This window comes from Micromonospora sp. WMMD714 (assembly GCF_029581315.1).
Taxonomy (GTDB): Bacteria; Actinomycetota; Actinomycetes; order Mycobacteriales; family Micromonosporaceae; genus Micromonospora; species Micromonospora rifamycinica.
This window is the reverse complement of record NZ_CP120744.1, coordinates 1,611,169-1,628,637: the sequence shown is the minus strand read 5'-3', so window position 1 is coordinate 1,628,637 and position 17,469 is coordinate 1,611,169. Positions and strand designations below refer to the sequence as shown.

The window sequence follows — 17,469 nt, the reverse complement described above, 5'->3', positions numbered from 1 at the left end:
GATCGCAAACCAGGAGCACGTGCAATGGCCAAGGCTGCGGCACTTCGCAAACCTAAGAAGAAGGTGAACCCGCTCGACAAGGACGGGATCACGTACATCGATTACAAGGACACCGCGCTGCTGCGCAAGTTCATCTCCGACCGCGGCAAGATCCGCGCTCGGCGGGTGACCGGCGTCACCTCGCAGCAGCAGCGGCAGATCGCCCGTGCGGTCAAGAACGCCCGTGAGATGGCGCTCCTGCCGTACACCGCCACGGCCCGCTGAGAGGAGGCACCGACATGAAGATCATCCTGACCCAGGAAGTTTCCGGTCTCGGTGCCCCCGGCGACATCGTCGAGGTCAAGAACGGCTACGGCCGTAACTACCTGCTGCCGCAGGGCTTCGCGATCAGCTGGACCAAGGGTGCGGAGAAGCAGGTCACCGTCATCAAGCGGGCGCGTTCCGCCCGTGAGATCCGGGACCTGGGCCACGCCACCGAGGTCAAGGACCAGCTCGAGGGCCTGAAGGTCAGCCTGAAGGTCCGCGCCGGTGACGGTGGCCGGCTCTTCGGCTCGGTCACCCCGGCCGAGGTCGTCGACGCCGTCAAGGCGGCCGGTGGCCCGGTCCTCGACCGTCGTCGGCTGGAGATGCCCGGTCACATCAAGTCGACCGGCTCCTACCCGGTACGGGTCAAGCTGCACCCCGAGGTGTCCGCCAAGTTCGACCTCAACGTCGTCCAGGGCTGACCCCGCAGCACGGCATCACGGAAGGCCCGCACCGGTAAGGTGCGGGCCTTCCGTGTCACCACGTCGAGCAGGTCAGCCGATCGGCTGACCGGTGACCGCGCTGATCATCACGGTGGAGAGACCGCCGCCGACCACCGCCGCCGCCACCGCCACCGTCGCCGGCCGCCAGGTCGTCCCGACCCGACGCAGCAGCACCGCCACCACCAGACTGCTCAGCAGCGCCAACCCGAACCGGGGCGCACCCGCGACCAGCGAACCGAAGGCGTGCGCCCGGGGCGGTTCGCAGCCGCCCCCGCTGATGTCCGTGACACAACCGGCCGGGGGCTGGCCGTCCAGGGTCAGCAGCCACAGGAACACCAGCACCGCCGGCACCAGGTAGCAGGCGGCGGTGTAGACCAGCGGACGCAGCGGACCACCCGGATCCGGATCCAGCAGGTCGTCCTCCAGGCGGCGGTTCCACGACCCGCCACCCACCGAGCCGAGCCGGTCCCGCAACGAGGACGCCGCGACCGCCCGGCCGGACACCGGCTCGGCCCGACGCCGGGGAGCCGCCCGTGGCCGGGGCGCGGTGTACCCCACCACCGGGGACCGGGGCGCCGAGGCCGGCGGATCCATCCAGCGGGGATCGTCCCCCGCCAGCCGGGTGCCCGACCAGAACCCCTCCGGCTGCGTACCCCAGGGCCAGCCCTCACCGGTCACCGGCTGCGCCGACCGGGGCGGCACCGACCGCTCCCACCGGCCGGCGTCGTCCCGGTCCCGCTGGTCGAGAAGGTCCCGGTCCCACCGCCCGGCGTCGTCGCGTTGCGGTCGGACGATGCCCCCGGTGTCGTCGCGTTCGGGTCGGAGGACGTCGCCGGTGTCGTCGCGTTCAGGTCGGAGGACGTCGCCGGTGTCGTCGCGTTCGGGTCGGACGACGCCCCCGGTGGCCCACCGGTCCGCCTCGTCCCGGCCTGGGGACACCGGACCCCACCGGCCGACGTCCGTCCGGTCCCACTGCGCGGTGTCGGTGAACCGGTCCCACTGGCCGGTGCTGTCGCCCTGCTCCCACCGCGACGCCCCACCGCGGCGGTCCCACCGGTCGTCGACGGCCGGACCCTGCCAGGTGTGCAGGCCGGAGGCGTCCCAGGGGTCCACCGCCGGCCGGTACTCGGGCTCCGGCTCGGCGAGCCGGCTCCACGGGTCACTCGCCGGACGACGCTCCGGATCGGTCAGCGGCCGCGCCCAGGAGGCGTCGGCGTTGCGTCGCCGCCGCCGCGGCGGCGGCTCGGGCGCGGCCTCCACCGGCAGGTCGGAGTCGTCGCCCCCGGACCAGACCACCTCCGGACGACGGGTCGGGGACCGGCGCGGGCGGGTCGGCGGAGCCGCCCCGGAGACCGGCTCGTCCTCGCCGGAGTCCGCCCGCCGGCTGCCGACGTACCCCTGCTCCTGGGGGCGGTCGAAGGTCCATTCCCGGGTGTGGTCGGACCCGGGGGCCGGATCCACCGCCCGGGACTCCCACCGTTCGCTCTCCCGCCGCCGCCGGGCCGCGCGGCGGCCCAGCCCGGAGACCGGCCGGGCATCGTCCTCGTCGTCGTCGGGAGCGGCGTGCCGCCCCCGGCCGTCGGCGTGCGCGATCCCGGACTCGACCGCCCAGCGGGGCAGGTAGGCGTCGACGGGTTCCCGCTGGCCGCGCTCGACCGCCCGTCGGCGGCTCGGCGTACGGTAGCGGTCCGTCGAGGTGGATGAATCTGACGGAACCGGGTCGCCGAGGTCGTCCCACGGGGCGATCGGCTGACGCTCGCGCGGGCTGCCCTCCCCGCGCTCCCAGTCCCGGTAACTCACGGCCGGAGCGTGACCCTTCTCAACCGAAAGTGCAATCCGCTGTCCAGGTGTAGCCGTTTCGCAGAGATAGTACGGGACGACCGACCCAACAGCCTTACCGGAAATTTTTCGTCCACAGGGTGTGGATAGTGAAGGTGCAGGTCAGGCCCTTGATCCGCAGAATTCCCGCCGAGTTTTCCACAGGCTGTGCACACGCTGCGCACATGGTTGTCCACCCGCGTCCACAGGTTGTCCCGAGGCTCGTCCACCGCGCCGGTTGAGGGGCTGAGCTCGGGGTCCGTATCGTGGGGCACCGACCGGTCGCGTGATGGCCCCCGATCGACCCGGCCGGTCAGGTCGGGAGGTGTCGCACCACCGCCGTACTGCCGTAACCAGCTCGACGTCGTGGAGGGGGAACCGTGTCGGTCACCGACGACATGCGGGCGGAGCCCCGGGTCGCGGGGCAGTCCGCCCCGCCGCCCCGCGACGGCCAGTTCGACAAGACGCCACCCCAGGACGTCGCCGCCGAACAGTGCGTCCTCGGCGGCATGCTGCTCTCCAAGGACGCCATCGCCGACGTCGTCGAGATCCTCAAGTCCACCGACTTCTACCGCCCCGTCCATGCCACCATCTTCGACGCCATCCTCGACATCTACGGTCGCGGCGAACCGGCCGACGGGATCACGGTCGCGGCGGCGCTGGCCGACTCCGGCGACCTCGCCCGGGTGGGCGGCGCCCCCTACCTGCACACCTGCATGGCGGCCGTGCCGACCGCGGCGAACGCCTCCTACTACGCCCGGATCGTGGGCGAACGCGCGGTGCTGCGCCGGCTGGTCGAGGCGGGCACCCGGATCGTGCAGCTCGGCTACGGCACCGCAGCCGGCGGCAGCCGGGACGTCGACGACGTGGTCGACCTGGCCCAGCAGGCGGTCTACGAGATCACCGAACGGCGGGTCAGCGAGGACTTCGCGGTGCTCGCCGACATGCTCCAGCCCACCCTCGACGAGATCGAGGCGGTCGGCGCGCAGGGCGGCGTGATGACCGGGGTGCCGACCGGCTTCACCGACCTGGACCGGCTGCTCAACGGCCTGCACCCCGGGCAGCTCATCATCGTGGCCGGGCGACCCGGTCTCGGCAAGGCGCTCGCGCTGGACACCCCGCTGCCCACCCCGGACGGCTGGACCACGATGGGCGAGGTCCAGGTCGGCGACCGGCTGCTCGCCGCGGACGGTACACCGACCACGGTCACCGCCGCCTTCGCGGTGCTGGTCGGTCGACCCTGCTACGAGGTCGAGTTCTCCGACGGCAGTGTGATCGTCGCCGACGCCGAGCACCTGTGGCAGACCACCCACCGGGCGGCCCCGGCCCGGGTCCTGGCCGCGGTCGGCCCGACCGGCGGGGACGGGTGTCCGGCCCCCGCCGTGGTCCCGGCCCGACGCGAGAGCGTGCTCACCACCGCGGAGATCGCCGCGACGCTGCGTACCGGCCCGGACGCGCACCCCAACCACGCGGTCGCCAGCTGCGCTCCGCTGCGCCTGCCCCCCCGGGACCTGCCTGTCCCGCCCTACGCCCTCGGCCGCCGGCTCGGCGACGAGGGCCGACCCGCCGGTTCGCTCCCGCGTGCGCTCCACCCGGTGGGATACCCGCAGAAGCACATCCCCGGGGACTACCTGCGGGGTTCCGAGGCGCAGCGGCGGGCGCTCCTCGCCGGTCTGCTGGACGCCGCCGGCACGGTCACCCCGACGGGCGGTGTCCGGTACGCCTGCACCTCCCGGCGACTGGCGGAGGACGTCCGGGAACTCGTGGTGAGCCTCGGTCACCGGTGCACGGTCACCGCACGGTCGGTGCCCGGGCGTACCGAGCGGTCGGCGACGACGTACACCATCGACTTCACCACCCCGGACGTCGTGTTCCGGCGGGCGGACCGGGCCGCCGCGCACGCCGCCCACCGCCGGCCCGGTGCCGACGCGCGGGCCGGCGTCCGGTACGTGGTGGACGTCCGACCGGTGGCCAGCGTGCCGGTGCGGTGCGTGACGGTGGACAATCCCGAGCACCTCTACCTGGCCGGTCGGTCGATGATCCCGACCCACAACAGCACGGCCAGCATGGACTTCGCCCGCAACGCCGCCATCCGGGCCAACCAGGCCGCCGCCATCTTCTCGCTGGAGATGAGCAAGGTCGAGATCGTCATGCGACTGCTCTCGGCCGAGGCGCGGGTTCCGCTGCACGTGCTGCGCAGCGGTCAACTCTCCGACGACGACTGGACCAAGCTGGCCCGCTGCATGGGCGAGATCAGCGAGGCGCCGCTGTTCGTGGACGACACCCCGAGCATGAACCTGATGGAGATCCGGGCGAAGGCCCGGCGGCTCAAGCAGAAGCACGACCTCAAGATGATCGTGGTCGACTACCTCCAGCTGATGACCTCCCCGAAGCGCACCGAGAGCCGGCAGCAGGAGGTCGCGGACCTGTCCCGGGGCCTGAAGCTGCTGGCCAAGGAGGTCGAGTGCCCGGTGATCGCGGTCAGCCAGCTGAACCGTGGCCCCGAGCAACGCACCGACAAGCGACCCCAACTGTCCGATTTGCGGGAATCTGGCTGTCTGACGGCGGAGACCCGACTGATCCGGGCCGACACCAATGCGGAAGTCACCATGGGCGAGCTGCTCAAGGCCGGGACCAGGGAAATCCCGGTCTGGGCGCTCGACGAGAATCTGCGGTACTCGCCCCGGACCATGACCCATGTCTTCCCCAGCGGCCGGCGCGAGGTGTTCCGGCTGACTCTCGCGTCGGGAAAGCAGATCGACGCGACGGCGAACCACCCCTTCCTCACCTTCGCCGGCTGGGTGCCCCTCGGTGAGCTGGCGGTCGGAGCGCGGCTGGCCACGCCGAGGCACCTGCCTCCGCCGCTGGCGACCCGGTCGTGGGTGGAGGCGGAGGTGGTACTGCTCGCGCACCTCCTCGGTGACGGTTCGTTCGTCAGACGCCAGCCGATCCGGTACGCCAGCAGGGACGAGGAGAACCTGGTGGCCGTGGCCGAGGCCGCAAAGCACTTCGGGATCAGCGCCGTACGGGACGAGTATGAGGCCGCCCGGGTCACGACGCTCCGGCTGCCCGCACCGTACCGACTGGCCCGTGGACGGCGTAATCCGGTCGCGGAATGGCTCGACGGGCTGGGGCTGTTCGGGTTGCGTTCGCACGAGAAGTTCATTCCGCAGGCGATCTTCAGCCTGCCCAAGGAGCAGATCACGCTTTTCCTGCGCCACCTGTGGTCGACCGACGGCTCGATCCATGTCAACAAGTCGGGTAGGGGCGGGCGTGTCTACTTCTCCTCCACCAGTCGCCGAATGCTTGAGGACATCTCCCGCCTCCTCCTGCGGTACGGCATCACCGCACGCCTCAAAGTCGTTCCGGTAGCTGACCACCGTCCGCAGTGCACCCTCGACATCTCCGGTCGGGACGACCAATTACGATTCCTGCGGGAGATCGGGGTGCACGGGGAGCGCGCGGCTGCATGCGAAGCGCTGCTCGCCGTGTTGGAGACGGTCGTGGGCAACACCAACGTCGACACGGTGCCGACCGAGGTGTGGAGCCAGGTTCGGGAAGTCCTGGTGGAGCGGGGCATGAGCCACCGCGAGTTCGCCCGGGCAATGGGTACCCAATTCTGCGGCAGCGCGCTGTGGAAGCGCGCACCGAGCCGATCCCGACTGGCGAGGATCGCCTCGGTGCTCGACGCCGCCGACCTCGAACTGCACGCCACCAACGACATCTTCTGGGACGAGATCACGTCGATCGAGTCGCTCGGCGAGCAGGACGTCTTCGACGCGACGGTGCTCGGCACCCACAATTTCGTCGCCAACGGGATCGCCACCCACAACTCGATCGAGCAGGACGCGGACGTCGTCATCCTGTTGCACCGCGACGACTATTACGACAAGGAGTCGCCGCGCGCCGGGGAGGCGGATTTCATTGTTGCCAAGCATCGAAATGGACCCACCGATTCGATTACGGTGGCGGCCCAGTTGCACCTGTCCCGCTTCGTCGACATGGCGATCGTCTGACCCGATGCCCGGGTCGGTGACTCAGCGCCGGTGACTCACCCGAGCAGCGGGAACCAGCCGGCGGCCTCGCCCAGCGCCACCCGGTCCCGGTCGGTCAGCGGCTCCCGACCGGTAGCCCTGAGCAGGTACGTCAGGTCGTCCCAGTTGGCGGGCCGGACGGCGTCGTCGCTGAGCAGGCCGTCCATGGTGGCGACCGCGACCTCGACGGCCAACGGACCGGGCGGCGGCACGTCCGGCAGGTCGGACACCAGATCGAGGTGGTGTACGACGGCCTCCGTGGTCAGCGTGGCCAGGAAGTCGGCCACCCGCAGCACGTGCCCCTGGGTGGTGACGCAGCCCGTCGGATCGGCGGAACCCGCCGCGCGTACGGCGGCCGGCGCGGTGTCCGCCCAGATCCGGACCACGCCGGAGGGCCGGTCGAAGGCGGCGGCCGAGCGGCGGACGTGCCACGCGTGCCGGGCCGCGGCGTCGGGGTCGCCACCCGCCGGGAAAGACCGCCAGTAACTGACGTCGTCGGTGTCGGCCGGCCCGTCGGCGGGGCTGGCCAGCGTGACCAGGGCGCGTCGGGCGTCGCCGAGCAGGTGGAAGAGCAGGTCGGCGACGAGCCAGCCGCGACACCGGGTGGGCCGTAGCAGGGCGTCGTCGTCGAGACCGGCGACCACCGTGGTGATGCCGTCGTAGGCCTGTGCCAACGCGGTGTGCTGCCCCACGAACGTCATGCCGTGCAGCGTCGCACGTGCGGCGCGGTCCGGCACGGCGGTTGCCGGACCAGCGGCGGCGCGGGGCGGGCCGTGTCGAGGGGACCGGGCCGGACGGGGGAACCGCCCGGCCCGGTCGTCGATCGGGTCGCTCAGCCGAACATCTCGTCGAGGAAGCCCTTGTGCTTCTTGCGCTTGTAGTGACCGTGGTAGCCGTGGTGCTGCTGCGGGTGACCGTAGCCGCTGTGGCCGCCGTACGCCGGCTGCGGCGGGTAGCCCGGCGGGGGCGGCGGGGGCGGCGGTACGGCGCCGTAGCCCTGTTGGTGACTCGGGGCGGGGGGCGGCGGAGGCGGCGGTGGGTACCCGCCGGGCGACTGGACGTGCTGTTGACCAGGGACGGGCCCCGGCTGACCGGGCGCGGGGGTGCCGCGCTGCTGGTTCCAGTTCGCCTCGGCCTCGAACAGTTTCTCGAGTTCGCCGCGGTCCAGGAAGATCCCCCGGCACTCGCCGCACTGGTCGATGACGACTCCGCTGCGCTCGTACTGGCGCATGTCTCCGCGACACTTGGGACAGGTGAGCTGCATCGCTCGACGGTACCCGGTCGGCGCGGCATTCAGGCGGTGGCGATCAGCGCCGCGGTCACCTCGTCGTCGTCGACCTCGTGGAAGTCGTCGTAGTAGGCGCTGACCGCGCCGAAGTCGGCGGGGCGCTGGGCGCAGACCACCTCGTCCGCCTCGGTGGTGAGCATCTCGTACGCCTCCTGCGCCCCGACCGGCGCCGCGACGACGACCCGGCGGGCGCCGAGCCGGCGGGCGACCCGTACGGCGACCCGTGCGGTCGCGCCGGTGGCCAGGCCGTCGTCGACGATCAGGGCGGTCCGTCCGGTCAGGTCGAGCGCCGGCCTCCCGGCGCGGTAACAGGCCTCCCGGCGATCCAGTTCGGCCTGCTCACGGCGTTGCACGTCGGCACCGTCGGCGGGGTCGAGTCGAGCGGTCACCGGGTCGTTGAGGACCCGGACGCCGCCGGGGCCGAGCGCGCCGAAGGCCACCTCGGGGGCCCAGGGCAGGCCGAGCTTGCGGACCACCAGCACGTCGAGCGGTGCGCCCAGCCGGTCGGCGACCACCCGGGCCACCGGGACGCCGCCGCGGACCAGGCCGAGCACGACGACGTCGGGTCGGCCGGCCAGCGCGGTGAGCCGTTCGGCGAGTTGCCGGCCGGCGTCGGCGCGATCGCGGTAGCTGCTCATGCTCTCAGGTCTACGCCGTGTGGGCGGGGCGTGCCGGGGACTCGGCGGAACCGGTGCCCGCTGGGTGGTCAGGGCGGGCACCCAGGTCAGCAGGGCGAGCGGGTAGAGCAGGTAGCCGAATCGGGTGGTGGGCATCAGCATGATCGCGGCGAGCAGGCCGTACCCGCAGATCAGCGCGGCGGTGGCGGCCCGGTGCGGCGGGCGGCGGAGGAGCCGGACGGCGATCAGACCGCCGACGGCGACGAGCAGCCCGGCGGCGACGAACCGGCCACCGGGCAGGGCGGTGGCGATCAGGTGCCCGGGGAACGGGGACTGGGCGGGGCTGGTGACCTGGCTGTGGCCGAGCGGGAACCGGAACACGTTCTCCACCAGCGCGTCCCGGTCCACCAGCAGGGCGGGGAGCAGGGCGAGGGCGGGCAGGCCGAGCGCCCCGGCGGCGACCCGTAGCCCGGCCCGCCGGGTAGTCCCCCAGAAGATCAGGACCAGCGCGACCGGCCAGGCGAAGAGTTTCAGGGCGCCGGCCAGCCCGACCGCCACCCCGGCCGGGCCGGGTCGGCCCCCGGCGGCGAGGGCCAACGCCAGCAGGCAGAGCGCGAGGACGGGAAGGTCGTCGCCGCCGGTGGCGAGGGTGAGCGCACAGATCGGCAACACGGTGGCCGCCTGCACACCGCGCAGCACCGCCGGCGCCTCGGCCCATCCGCCCACTGGCCGGGCGGACCGGCGCAGGGCGATCACCGCCCAGGCCAGGGCTACGGCGGTGACCAGCGCGAACCAGACGCGGGAGTCGGTCCACCAGGCGTCGACGGCGGCCCGGGGCAGCCCGAACAGCGCCATGCCCGGCTGGTACGGGGTGTAGCCGAGCAGCCGCTCGTCGGCGGGTAGTGCGGCGATGGCGTCCGGCCCCAGGTAGGGGGTGCCGTGTGCGGCGAGCCGGCTGCCAGCCTGTTCGACCACCACCACCTCCTCCTGTGCCCGGTCGGTCCGCCCGGCCGCCCGCTGCCCGGCCTGGACGGCCAGGGGGAGCAGGGCGGTGCCGGCCCAGGCGAGACCGGTGACCGTCGCGCGGGCGGCGGTGCCGGCCAGCCCGGGGTACCGGCGTCGGATGACGAACTGGGCGGCGACCAGGAGGGCGGCGGCGAGGTAGCCGACGGCGGCGACGCTCCCCCAGGCCCGGTGCGGTGCGAGGGTGGAGGTGCCGGCGGTGACCGTGGCGAAGGCGGCGGAGACCGCGTAGAGGCCGAGGTCGAGAGCGAGCCCACCGGCGGCGGTGTCGACCGCCCGCCAGCTGCGGGCGGCTCGGTCGGCGGCGGTCACGCCGGCAAGTGTGGCAGACCCGTCGGACGGTTGCGGGCGGGCTGCCGGCGGCCGGGGGTGCTCAGCCGGATGACGGCGCCGGTGTCGTGCAGCGGGGCGGCGAGGGTGCCGGGTCGGCCGCCGGAGCCGCGCTGGAGGGCGGCCAGGAGCGCCCCGGCCGGCAGCGGGCGGGCGAAGAGGTGCCCCTGGCCGGCGGCGCAGCCCAGGGACCACAGGGACCGGCGCTGCGGTTCGCTCTCCACGCCCTCTGCGACGACTGTCAGGTCGAGGCTGCGGCCGAGGTCGAGGGTGGAGCGGATGACGGCCGCCGCTTCCGCCGAGCCCTCCATCGCGGTGACGAAGCTGCGGTCGATCTTCAGCTCGTGGACCGGGATGCGGGAGAGCAGGGAGAGCGAGGAGTAGCCGGTGCCGAAGTCGTCGAGGGCGAGCCGGACGCCGGAGTCCCGCAGCCGGCTGAGCACCCGGTCGACCACGTCGAGCTGACTGAGGGTGAGGGTCTCGGTCAGCTCCAGGACGAGCCGGTCGGGGGGGAAGTCGTGGGCCTGGAGCCGGGCCAGCACCGCGCCGGGGAAGCGGGCGTCGAGCAGGCTGCGGGGGGAGACGTTCACCGAGACGGGCAGGTCGAAGCCGGCGGTCCGCCAGCTGACCGCGGCCACGAGTGCCTGGTCGAGGATGGCCTCGGCGAACGCGGGGAGCATGCCGGAGCGTTCCACCGCCTCGATGAAGCGCAGCGGATCGATCGTCCCGTGCCGGGGGTGGTGCCAGCGGGCCAGCGCCTCGGCCCCGGTCACCTGGCCGCTGCCGAGGTCGACGATCGGCTGGAAGTTGACGGTGAACTCGTGGTCGGCCACCGCCCGGGGCAGCTCCCCGCCGAGGGTGAGCCGGCGTAGGTCGGCGGTGTCCCGGGTCAGCGCGTAGGTGACGATCCGCTGGCCGGCCCGCTTCGCCTGGTACATGGCGACGTCGGCGCGGCGCAGCAGCTCTGGCATGCCGCCGCTGGCGGGGGCCGCCGCGATGCCGCCGCTGGCCTCCACGCTGATCCGCATGCCGTCCACGTCGAGCGGCTCGTGCAGGGCGCCGAGCAGGATCTCGGCCCGGTGGGCGGCGACGGCGGGCGCGGGCAGGGCGCGCAGCAGCACGGCGAACTCGTCGCCGCCGAGCCGGGCCACCAGGTCCTCGTCGTGGGCGGCGGCGCGCAGCCGGTCGGCGACCTGGATCAGCACCTGGTCACCGGCGGCGTGGCCGAGGGTGTCGTTGACCTCCTTGAAGTGGTTGAGGTCGATCAGGACGAGCGCGGTGACCCCCTCGGCGTGCCGGGCGTTGAGCTGCTCGGTGCCCCGGTCCAGCAGTTGCCGACGGTTGGCCAGGCCGGTGAGCGCGTCGTGGCTGGCGGCGTGGGCGTGTTCGTCGGCCACCCGGGCCAGTTCGGCGTACGCCTGGGCGTTGCGGACGGCGGTGCACAGGGCCGAGGCGAAGGTGCGCAGGGTGTACTGCTCGCGTTCGTTGAGCCGTACCGGGCCACGGAACCGTAGGCGCAGCATGCCGACGTCGGCGGTCCGGTCGTGGCCTTCGAGGCGGGCGGGCAGCACGGTGCCCGCGATCTCGCTCGGTGGGCCGGTGGGGCCGTCGTAGGTGATGGTGCCGCTGGCGCCGCGGACGGTACGACCGGCGTCGCGCAGCTCGATCTCGACCTCGTCGGCGGAGAAGAGTTCGGTGGCCTGGGTGACCGCGGTGGTGAGGACCTTGTCCAGGTCGACCACGTTGAGCGCGTCGGTGGTGCGGGCGAGGCGCTGCCAGGCCTGCTGCTCGGTCCGGGACTTGGCCTGCTGGGAGTAGAACAGGTGGAGGCTGAGCACCAGGGGCGGCACGGCCAGCAGGAGCCGGGGGTCGGCGTGGAGGATGACCAGGGTGACGGCGATGAGGACGAACCGGGCCAGCGCGCTGGTCAGGCGGAGCCCGAGGTCGTCGGCGAAGAGTCTGCGCAGTGGGGTGCCGGTGGCCATCGCGATGACCGGTAGGGTCAGCGCCTCGTCGAGGACCACCGCGACGACGTAGGCGAGCCCGATCATGCCGATGACGTGTTGGAGGTCGGTGTCCTGCGGCGACCAGCCGAGGGTGTGCAGGGCGAGGCCCCCGCCCGCCGCCAGCAGCATGCTCTTGGCGATGCCGAAGGCGGTCTTCACCGGCGAGCGTTTCATCGAGAGCAGGGCGACCGCGACGCCGGTGCCGGTGGTCAGCACGACCAGGGGTGCCGGGGCGACGGCCAGGCCGAGGACGATCGCCGTTTCGCTCCAGGACACCGCGTGGACGGTGGCCCGGATGCGGATCTGCCAGTTGATCCGGACCCCGAGCGCGGCCATGAAGGCCAGGGCGATGGATCGGGTGAGGTCGTCACCGGTGAGGTCGAGGTGGACCAGGCGGTAGAGGGCGACGACCGCCGCCGTGGCGGCCACCACGCAGACGAGGCCGACGTGCAGCGTCAGCTGCCGCTCGGCCTCCGTCTTGCCGTCGTCCGGTCGTGCCATCGTGTCCTCGACAACCACTCGGCGTCGCTGAGTAGGGGCCAAGGCTACGTGTGGTCACGCCGTCGCCACAATCGTCTACAGCCACTCGTGTGCGGACATCGCGTTCGACCTCCCCTGATCGTCGCGCCGACCCTTGCGGTCGGGATCTGACAGGGGACAGCCTAAGGGCGGTTAGGCCGATTTTGGAGGTATAAATGTAACTATGAGCGATAGATGAGAATTGAGTGGAGCTTGGTGACTTTCTGTTTCCACGGGGAAACGGACTGCTGAGTGCTCCCGACGGTTCTCGTTAACGCTAGATAATGGTGCAGCGACCGGCTTTGCGACATCGGTCGAGGGGTACCGGTTCCGGTTCCTTCGAGGTGACCGGCGTGGGAGTGCGACGGATCACCCGATTGTGGAACGCAGGGTAGTCGTGTCGGAGCGGTGGTGCCACCATCCGCCGACGTGGCCGCCCGTGATTCGCGGTCACGGCGCGACGTAGGGTTTCTCGGCGGTGACGTTCCCGTGTCCGGTCCCTGATGTCATGGCGTTTCCCGCTCTCCGCGGCATCGGAGAACCTATTAGTGGCGACCGATGAAATCGACGATGAACGATCGATCAAGAATCGTCCCGCACCGCGTCGACCCTTTTGCTCCCCATCGCCCGGTGCGATCCCCCCGAACCGGACGCACACCCGGGCCGGACCCGACCGTTAGGCTGGCGAGCGTGACCGATCCCGCGCAGCTCAGCCACGTCGACGCCGCGGGCGCGGCCCGGATGGTCGACGTCTCCGCCAAGCCGGTGTCCGGGCGGGTAGCCGTGGCCGCCGGGCGGCTGCGTACCACCGCCGAGGTGGTGGAGCTGCTGCGCCGCGACGGGCTGCCCAAGGGTGACGCGCTGGCCGTCGGCCGGATCGCCGGCATCATGGGCGCCAAGCGCACCCCCGACCTGATCCCGCTCTGCCACCCGATCGCCCTGCACGGCGTCACCGTCGACCTGCGGCTCACCGACGACACCGTGGAGATCACCGCCACCGCGCGTACCGCCGACCGCACCGGGGTGGAGATGGAGGCGCTGACCGCCGTCGCCGTCGCCGGGCTGGCCCTGGTCGACATGGTCAAGGCGGTCGACCCGGCCGCCAGCGTGGACGCGGTCCGGGTGCTGCGTAAGACCGGCGGCAAGACCGGCGAGTGGGTCCGCCCGCAGGACCGGCCGTGATCCGGGCCCGGGTCGTCGTGGCGTCCAACCGGGCGGCCGCCGGGGTGTACGCCGACACCAGCGGCCCGCTGCTCGTCGCCGGCCTGCGCGAGCTGGGCTGCCAGGTGGACGAGCCGGTGGTGGTGCCCGACGGCGAGCCGGTCGCCGAGGCGCTGCGCGCCGCCCACGCCGACGGGATCGACGTGGTGCTGACCAGCGGCGGCACCGGGATCACCCCCACCGACCGGACCCCGGAGGTGACCCGGGCGCTGCTCGACCACGAGATCCCCGGCATCGCCGAGGCGATCCGCGCGTACAGCCGGGACAAGGTGCCCACCTCGGCGCTGTCCCGGGGGCTGGCCGGAGTGCTGGGCCGGATGCTGGTGGTCAACCTGCCCGGCTCGCGCGGCGGCGCGAAGGACGGGTTGGCCGTGCTCGGCCCGATCCTCGGCCACGCGGTCGACCAGCTGCGCGGCGGTGACCACTGACCGCGGGTGGAGGCGGCGGCGATAGGCTCGCGGAGGTGAACGCGGAGCCCCGCGTCCCGTCCGAACGGAGGCCGACCCGGTGAGCACGGAAACCGTCACCGCGCCGCCGCCGGCCGGCTGGGAGGAGGCCCGCTCCCGGGTGTACGCGGTCGGCCTGGCCGCCGCCCTGCCCACGGTCGGCCGGGCCCTGGCCGACGCCGACGGCTACACCCTGGCCGAGCCGTTGACCACCCGGACCGACCTGCCCGCCTTCCCCACCTCCAGCGTGGACGGCTGGGCGGTGCGCGGGGCCGGTCCGTGGGACGTCCTCGGGCGGGTGCTCGCCGGGCACACCCCGGCCGGGCTGACCGCCGACGGCACCACCGTCGAGATCGCCACCGGCGCGATGGTCCCCGCCGGGACGACCGCCATCCTGCGGATCGAGGATTCGAGGCGTACCCCGGACGGGCGGGTGACCGGCACGCCCCGCCCCAACCCGGAGTGGCGTGAGCCGGGTGAGGAGGCGGTGGCCGGCGAGGAGCTGCTGCCGGCCGGTACCCCGGTCGACCCGGCGTTGATCGGGCTGGCCGCGTCCTGCGGGCACGACCAGCTCCGGGTCCGCCGCCAGCCGCGCGCCGCGCTGCTGGTCTTCGGCGACGAGCTGCTCACCGCCGGCCCACCCGGGTCGGGCCGGGTCCGCGACGCGCTCGGCCCCGCCGTGCCGTCCTGGCTGCGCCGCTACGGCTGCCAGGTGCGGCCCTCCGACGTGGTCGGCCCGGTGGCGGACACCCTGCCCGCCCACGTGGCCGCCCTGCGCGGGGCGCTGGCCGGGGCCGACCTGGTCTGCACCACCGGCGGCACCATGCACGGCCCGGTCGATCACCTGCATCCCGCGTTGGAGGCGCTCGGCGCCGACCACGTGGTCAACACGGTCGCCGTCCGGCCCGGCTTCCCGATGCTGCTGGCCCGGCTGGTCGACGCCGACGGGCGGGTGCGGTTCGTCGCCGGGCTGCCCGGTAACCCGCAGTCCGCGATCGTCGCGCTGGTGTCGCTGGTCGCGCCGCTGCTCGCCGGCCTGCAGGGTCGGGCGCTGCCGGCGCTGCCACAGGCCACCCTCGCCGGGCCGGTGCCCGGTCGGGGGGACTACACGCACCTGGCCCTGGTCCGGCTGGACCGGGCCGCCGGCGCCGCGCACCCGGTCCGGCACGTCGGGTCGGCGATGCTGCGCGGACTGGCCGGCGCGGACGGGTTCGCGGTGATCCGGCCGGGCACCTCCGGCGAGGCGGGAGCCCGGGTGCCGGTGGTGCCGCTGCCGCTGCTGCCCGGGGAGCGTACGTGGTGAGCGCCGGACCGACGACGGAGCTGCTCACCGTCACCGACCAACCGCTGGACCTGGCCGCGCACGAGGCCGCGGTCGCCGACCGCCGGGCCGGCGCGGTGGTCTCCTTCCAGGGCGTGGTCCGCGACCACGACCACGGTCGGCCGGTCACCCTGCTGGAGTACGAGGGGCACCCGAGCGCCGTCGAGACGCTGCGCGCGGTGGCCGCCGAGATCGCCGCCGACCCCGAGGTCTACGCGGTGGCGGTGTCGCACCGGATCGGCCGGCTCGACATCGGCGACGTGGCGCTGGTGGCGGCGGTCAGCACGGCGCACCGGGCGGCGGCCTTCGCGGCGTGTGCCCGGCTGGTCGACGAGGTGAAGGCGCGACTGCCGATCTGGAAGCGGCAGGTCTTCGCCGACGGCACCGAGGAGTGGGTCAACTGCCCCTGACCGGGGCACGCCGGCGGCCGGCAGCGAGGTCAGTGGCCGCCGACCGGGTGACGGCGGCGAAGGGTCAGCGGCGGCCGGCGGCGATGCGGGCCGGCCGGTCGGCGTAGAAGGCGGGCTCGGCACCGGGCCGCCAGGGTAGGGCGGCGACCAGGACGATCAGCGCCAGCGCGAGCGAGTTCTCCATCAGCGCGCCGAACAGGCCGTTCTGGTAGTGGGACACCTCGGGCAGCTTGTGCTCGTACGGCCAGATCGGCGAGATCAGGAAGAGCAGGTACAACCCGAGCGCCGCGACCCCGTGCCGCAGCCCGGTCAGGGTCGGGTACCAGATCGGCGGGCGCAGTCCGCTCACCCCGGGCGGCCCCCCGTACGACTGCTGGCCGGTACGCAGGGACAGCCCCCGGCTCGCCTCGCGGCGGCGTACGGCGGCGTCGGCGAGCACGATGATCGCCGGGATGACCCAGACCAGGTGGTGCGACCAGGAGATCGGGCTGATCACGTTGGCGGTCAGCCCGACCAGGGTGAACGCGGTCAACTCGTCGCCGTCGGCGCGGGCGTTGGCGGCCCGGGACAGCCCGAGGGCCAGGATCAGCACCGAGAAGGCCAGCCAGAGCAGGCCGGGCGTCTCGATCGAGTCGTAGAGCCGGGCCAGCAGACCGGCCAGCGACTGGTTGGGCGTCATGTCGGCGGCGCCGACCCGCTCGGTCTGCCACAGCACTCCGCCGAAGTAGGCCCGCGACTCGGTGCCGACCAGCGCGAAGCTGCCCAGGGTGACGCCGATGGTGGTGCCGACGGCGGTGGCGGCGACCCGCCACTGCCGGGTGATCAGCAGGTAGGCGATGAACAGCGCCGGGGTGAGCTTGACGGCGGTGGCCAGGCCGATGCCCACGCCCGCCCAGGACCCGCTGTAGAGCAGCCGCAGGAGCGGGCCGTCGGTGTCGCGCCCGTGGCTGCCCCGCCGGGAACGCCAGCGCAGGCCCACCAGGTCGGCCATGATCAACGCGAACAGGAGCAGGTTGACCTGCCCGTACCCCAGGGTCTCCCGGACCGGTTCGATGGCCGTGGCCATCGGGGTGGCGATGGCCACGGTGAACCAGAGCGGCCAGCCGAGCCGGTCGACGATCGGCCGCAGCAGCGCGGCGAGGACCACCGCCAGCGCGGCGATGCTGCCGGCCGCGTTGATCCACCCGGCCACCTCGATCGGCAGCCGGGCCATCGGCAGCATGGCCAGCGCGGCGAAGGGCGGGTAGGTGAAGCCCAGGGTGGTGGTGGGCGCGATGAACTCGTACAACTCGTGCCCGCTCGCCCACCACACCACCGCGCCGTGGTAGATCTTCATGTCGAAGAAGTTGTACGGCCGCCCGAAAGCACCGATGGCGAGCCATGCGGCATAGGCGACGGCGGCCACGATGCCGGTCCGTACGACTGTCCTACGATCGATCCCACTCGTTGCGCGACGGACTGGGGCGAGGCGGTCCGCACGTCTACCGACGGTCGTCGGCATGGCGTGGCCACCCCCGTACCAAGGTCGTCCTACCCGTCCAGGTCCGGTAGGGAGCCTAGAACGGCGCCTCACGTTGCTGCCTCCCGCGTTATCCGACCGTGTCCGATCCCACACCAGTTTTTGACATTTCCACCGCGTTAACGGGTGTCGGGCGGTTCAGGTAATTCGTGGCCTTGCGGGGGGTGGCGA

General features: G+C 73.0%; 13 protein-coding genes and 1 pseudogene. 7 read left to right on the top strand and 7 right to left on the bottom strand.

The features are described from left to right. The first annotated feature begins 24 nt into the window (after positions 1–24). Positions 25–264 (top strand): 30S ribosomal protein S18, encoded by a 240-nt coding sequence (gene rpsR / locus O7625_RS07245; protein WP_007073789.1) that lies wholly within the window; start codon positions 25–27, stop codon positions 262–264. Between the two features lie 14 nt (positions 265–278). Continuing rightward, complete coding sequence (rplI, locus tag O7625_RS07240) at positions 279–725, top strand: 50S ribosomal protein L9 (RefSeq protein ID WP_067301243.1); 447 nt, start codon at positions 279–281, stop codon at positions 723–725. A gap of 72 nt (positions 726–797) precedes the next feature. Here the strand turns inward: rplI and O7625_RS07235 are convergent, their stop codons facing one another. Further along, complete coding sequence (locus tag O7625_RS07235) at positions 798–2,546, bottom strand: hypothetical protein (protein WP_282345160.1); 1,749 nt, start codon at positions 2,544–2,546, stop codon at positions 798–800. Positions 2,547–2,962: 416 nt separating this feature from the next. On the opposite strand from O7625_RS07235, the gene O7625_RS07230 reads away from it, so the two are divergent. Then, a complete protein-coding gene (locus tag O7625_RS07230; RefSeq protein WP_348774010.1) occupies positions 2,963–6,580 on the top strand; it encodes a replicative DNA helicase in 3,618 nt (1,205 codons plus the stop codon). A gap of 35 nt (positions 6,581–6,615) precedes the next feature. On the opposite strand, the gene O7625_RS07225 is transcribed toward O7625_RS07230, so the two are convergent. The 5 genes and pseudogenes from O7625_RS07225 to O7625_RS07205 form a co-directional block, all read right to left on the bottom strand. Next, positions 6,616–7,299 carry a maleylpyruvate isomerase N-terminal domain-containing protein gene (locus O7625_RS07225; protein ID WP_282345158.1) on the bottom strand — a complete coding sequence of 228 codons (684 nt, stop codon included), beginning with the start codon at positions 7,297–7,299 and terminating at the stop codon, positions 6,616–6,618. A 131-nt stretch (positions 7,300–7,430) separates the two neighbouring features. After that, positions 7,431–7,862, bottom strand: coding sequence for a zf-TFIIB domain-containing protein (locus tag O7625_RS07220; RefSeq protein ID WP_282345157.1), 432 nt, complete (start codon positions 7,860–7,862; stop codon positions 7,431–7,433). A gap of 29 nt (positions 7,863–7,891) precedes the next feature. After that, the gene (locus O7625_RS07215; RefSeq protein WP_282346833.1) at positions 7,892–8,524 is read right to left on the bottom strand and encodes a phosphoribosyltransferase family protein; all 633 of its coding nucleotides are present in this window, start codon (positions 8,522–8,524) and stop codon (positions 7,892–7,894) included. A 69-nt stretch (positions 8,525–8,593) separates the two neighbouring features. After that, positions 8,594–9,838 (bottom strand): annotated as a pseudogene (locus O7625_RS07210) (glycosyltransferase family 87 protein); the annotation flags it as partial. Next, complete coding sequence (locus O7625_RS07205; protein WP_282345156.1) at positions 9,835–12,363, bottom strand: bifunctional diguanylate cyclase/phosphodiesterase; 2,529 nt, start codon at positions 12,361–12,363, stop codon at positions 9,835–9,837. The gene O7625_RS07205 and the pseudogene O7625_RS07210, both read right to left, overlap by 4 nt. Before the next feature lie 708 nt (positions 12,364–13,071). Between O7625_RS07205 and moaC the strand changes: the two genes are divergently transcribed. The 4 genes from moaC to O7625_RS07185 all read left to right on the top strand — a co-directional run bounded on the left by moaC (position 13,072) and on the right by O7625_RS07185 (position 15,779). Beyond that, positions 13,072–13,563 carry a cyclic pyranopterin monophosphate synthase MoaC gene (gene moaC, locus O7625_RS07200; RefSeq protein WP_067301227.1) on the top strand — a complete coding sequence of 164 codons (492 nt, stop codon included), beginning with the start codon at positions 13,072–13,074 and terminating at the stop codon, positions 13,561–13,563. Beyond that, positions 13,560–14,030, top strand: a complete 471-nt coding sequence (locus O7625_RS07195; RefSeq protein WP_067301290.1) for a MogA/MoaB family molybdenum cofactor biosynthesis protein — start codon at positions 13,560–13,562, stop codon at positions 14,028–14,030. Before moaC ends, O7625_RS07195 begins: the two co-directional genes overlap by 4 nt. Positions 14,031–14,109: 79 nt before the next feature. Further along, positions 14,110–15,351, top strand: a complete 1,242-nt coding sequence (locus tag O7625_RS07190; RefSeq protein WP_282345155.1) for a molybdopterin molybdotransferase MoeA — start codon at positions 14,110–14,112, stop codon at positions 15,349–15,351. Beyond that, positions 15,348–15,779 carry a molybdenum cofactor biosynthesis protein MoaE gene (locus O7625_RS07185; protein ID WP_067301287.1) on the top strand — a complete coding sequence of 144 codons (432 nt, stop codon included), beginning with the start codon at positions 15,348–15,350 and terminating at the stop codon, positions 15,777–15,779. Before O7625_RS07190 ends, O7625_RS07185 begins: the two co-directional genes overlap by 4 nt. 64 nt (positions 15,780–15,843) lie before the next feature. Here O7625_RS07185 and O7625_RS07180 read toward each other — a convergent pair whose 3' ends face one another. Then, complete coding sequence (locus tag O7625_RS07180) at positions 15,844–17,280, bottom strand: glycosyltransferase 87 family protein (protein ID WP_282345154.1); 1,437 nt, start codon at positions 17,278–17,280, stop codon at positions 15,844–15,846. Positions 17,281–17,469 lie beyond the last annotated feature (189 nt).

Excerpts from the sequence above, each read along its gene's own strand:
- O7625_RS07225 (WP_282345158.1), bottom strand. The coding sequence starts at position 7,299 with ATGACGTTCGTGGGGCAGCACACCGCGTTGGCACAGGCCTACGACGGC.
- O7625_RS07180 (WP_282345154.1), bottom strand. The coding sequence starts at position 17,280 with ATGCCGACGACCGTCGGTAGACGTGCGGACCGCCTCGCCCCAGTCCGT.
- O7625_RS07220 (WP_282345157.1), bottom strand. The coding sequence starts at position 7,862 with ATGCAGCTCACCTGTCCCAAGTGTCGCGGAGACATGCGCCAGTACGAG.
- O7625_RS07230 (WP_348774010.1), top strand. The coding sequence starts at position 2,963 with ATGCGGGCGGAGCCCCGGGTCGCGGGGCAGTCCGCCCCGCCGCCCCGC.
- rpsR (WP_007073789.1), top strand. The coding sequence starts at position 25 with ATGGCCAAGGCTGCGGCACTTCGCAAACCTAAGAAGAAGGTGAACCCG.
- rplI (WP_067301243.1), top strand. The coding sequence starts at position 279 with ATGAAGATCATCCTGACCCAGGAAGTTTCCGGTCTCGGTGCCCCCGGC.
- O7625_RS07215 (WP_282346833.1), bottom strand. The coding sequence starts at position 8,524 with ATGAGCAGCTACCGCGATCGCGCCGACGCCGGCCGGCAACTCGCCGAA.
- O7625_RS07205 (WP_282345156.1), bottom strand. The coding sequence starts at position 12,363 with ATGGCACGACCGGACGACGGCAAGACGGAGGCCGAGCGGCAGCTGACG.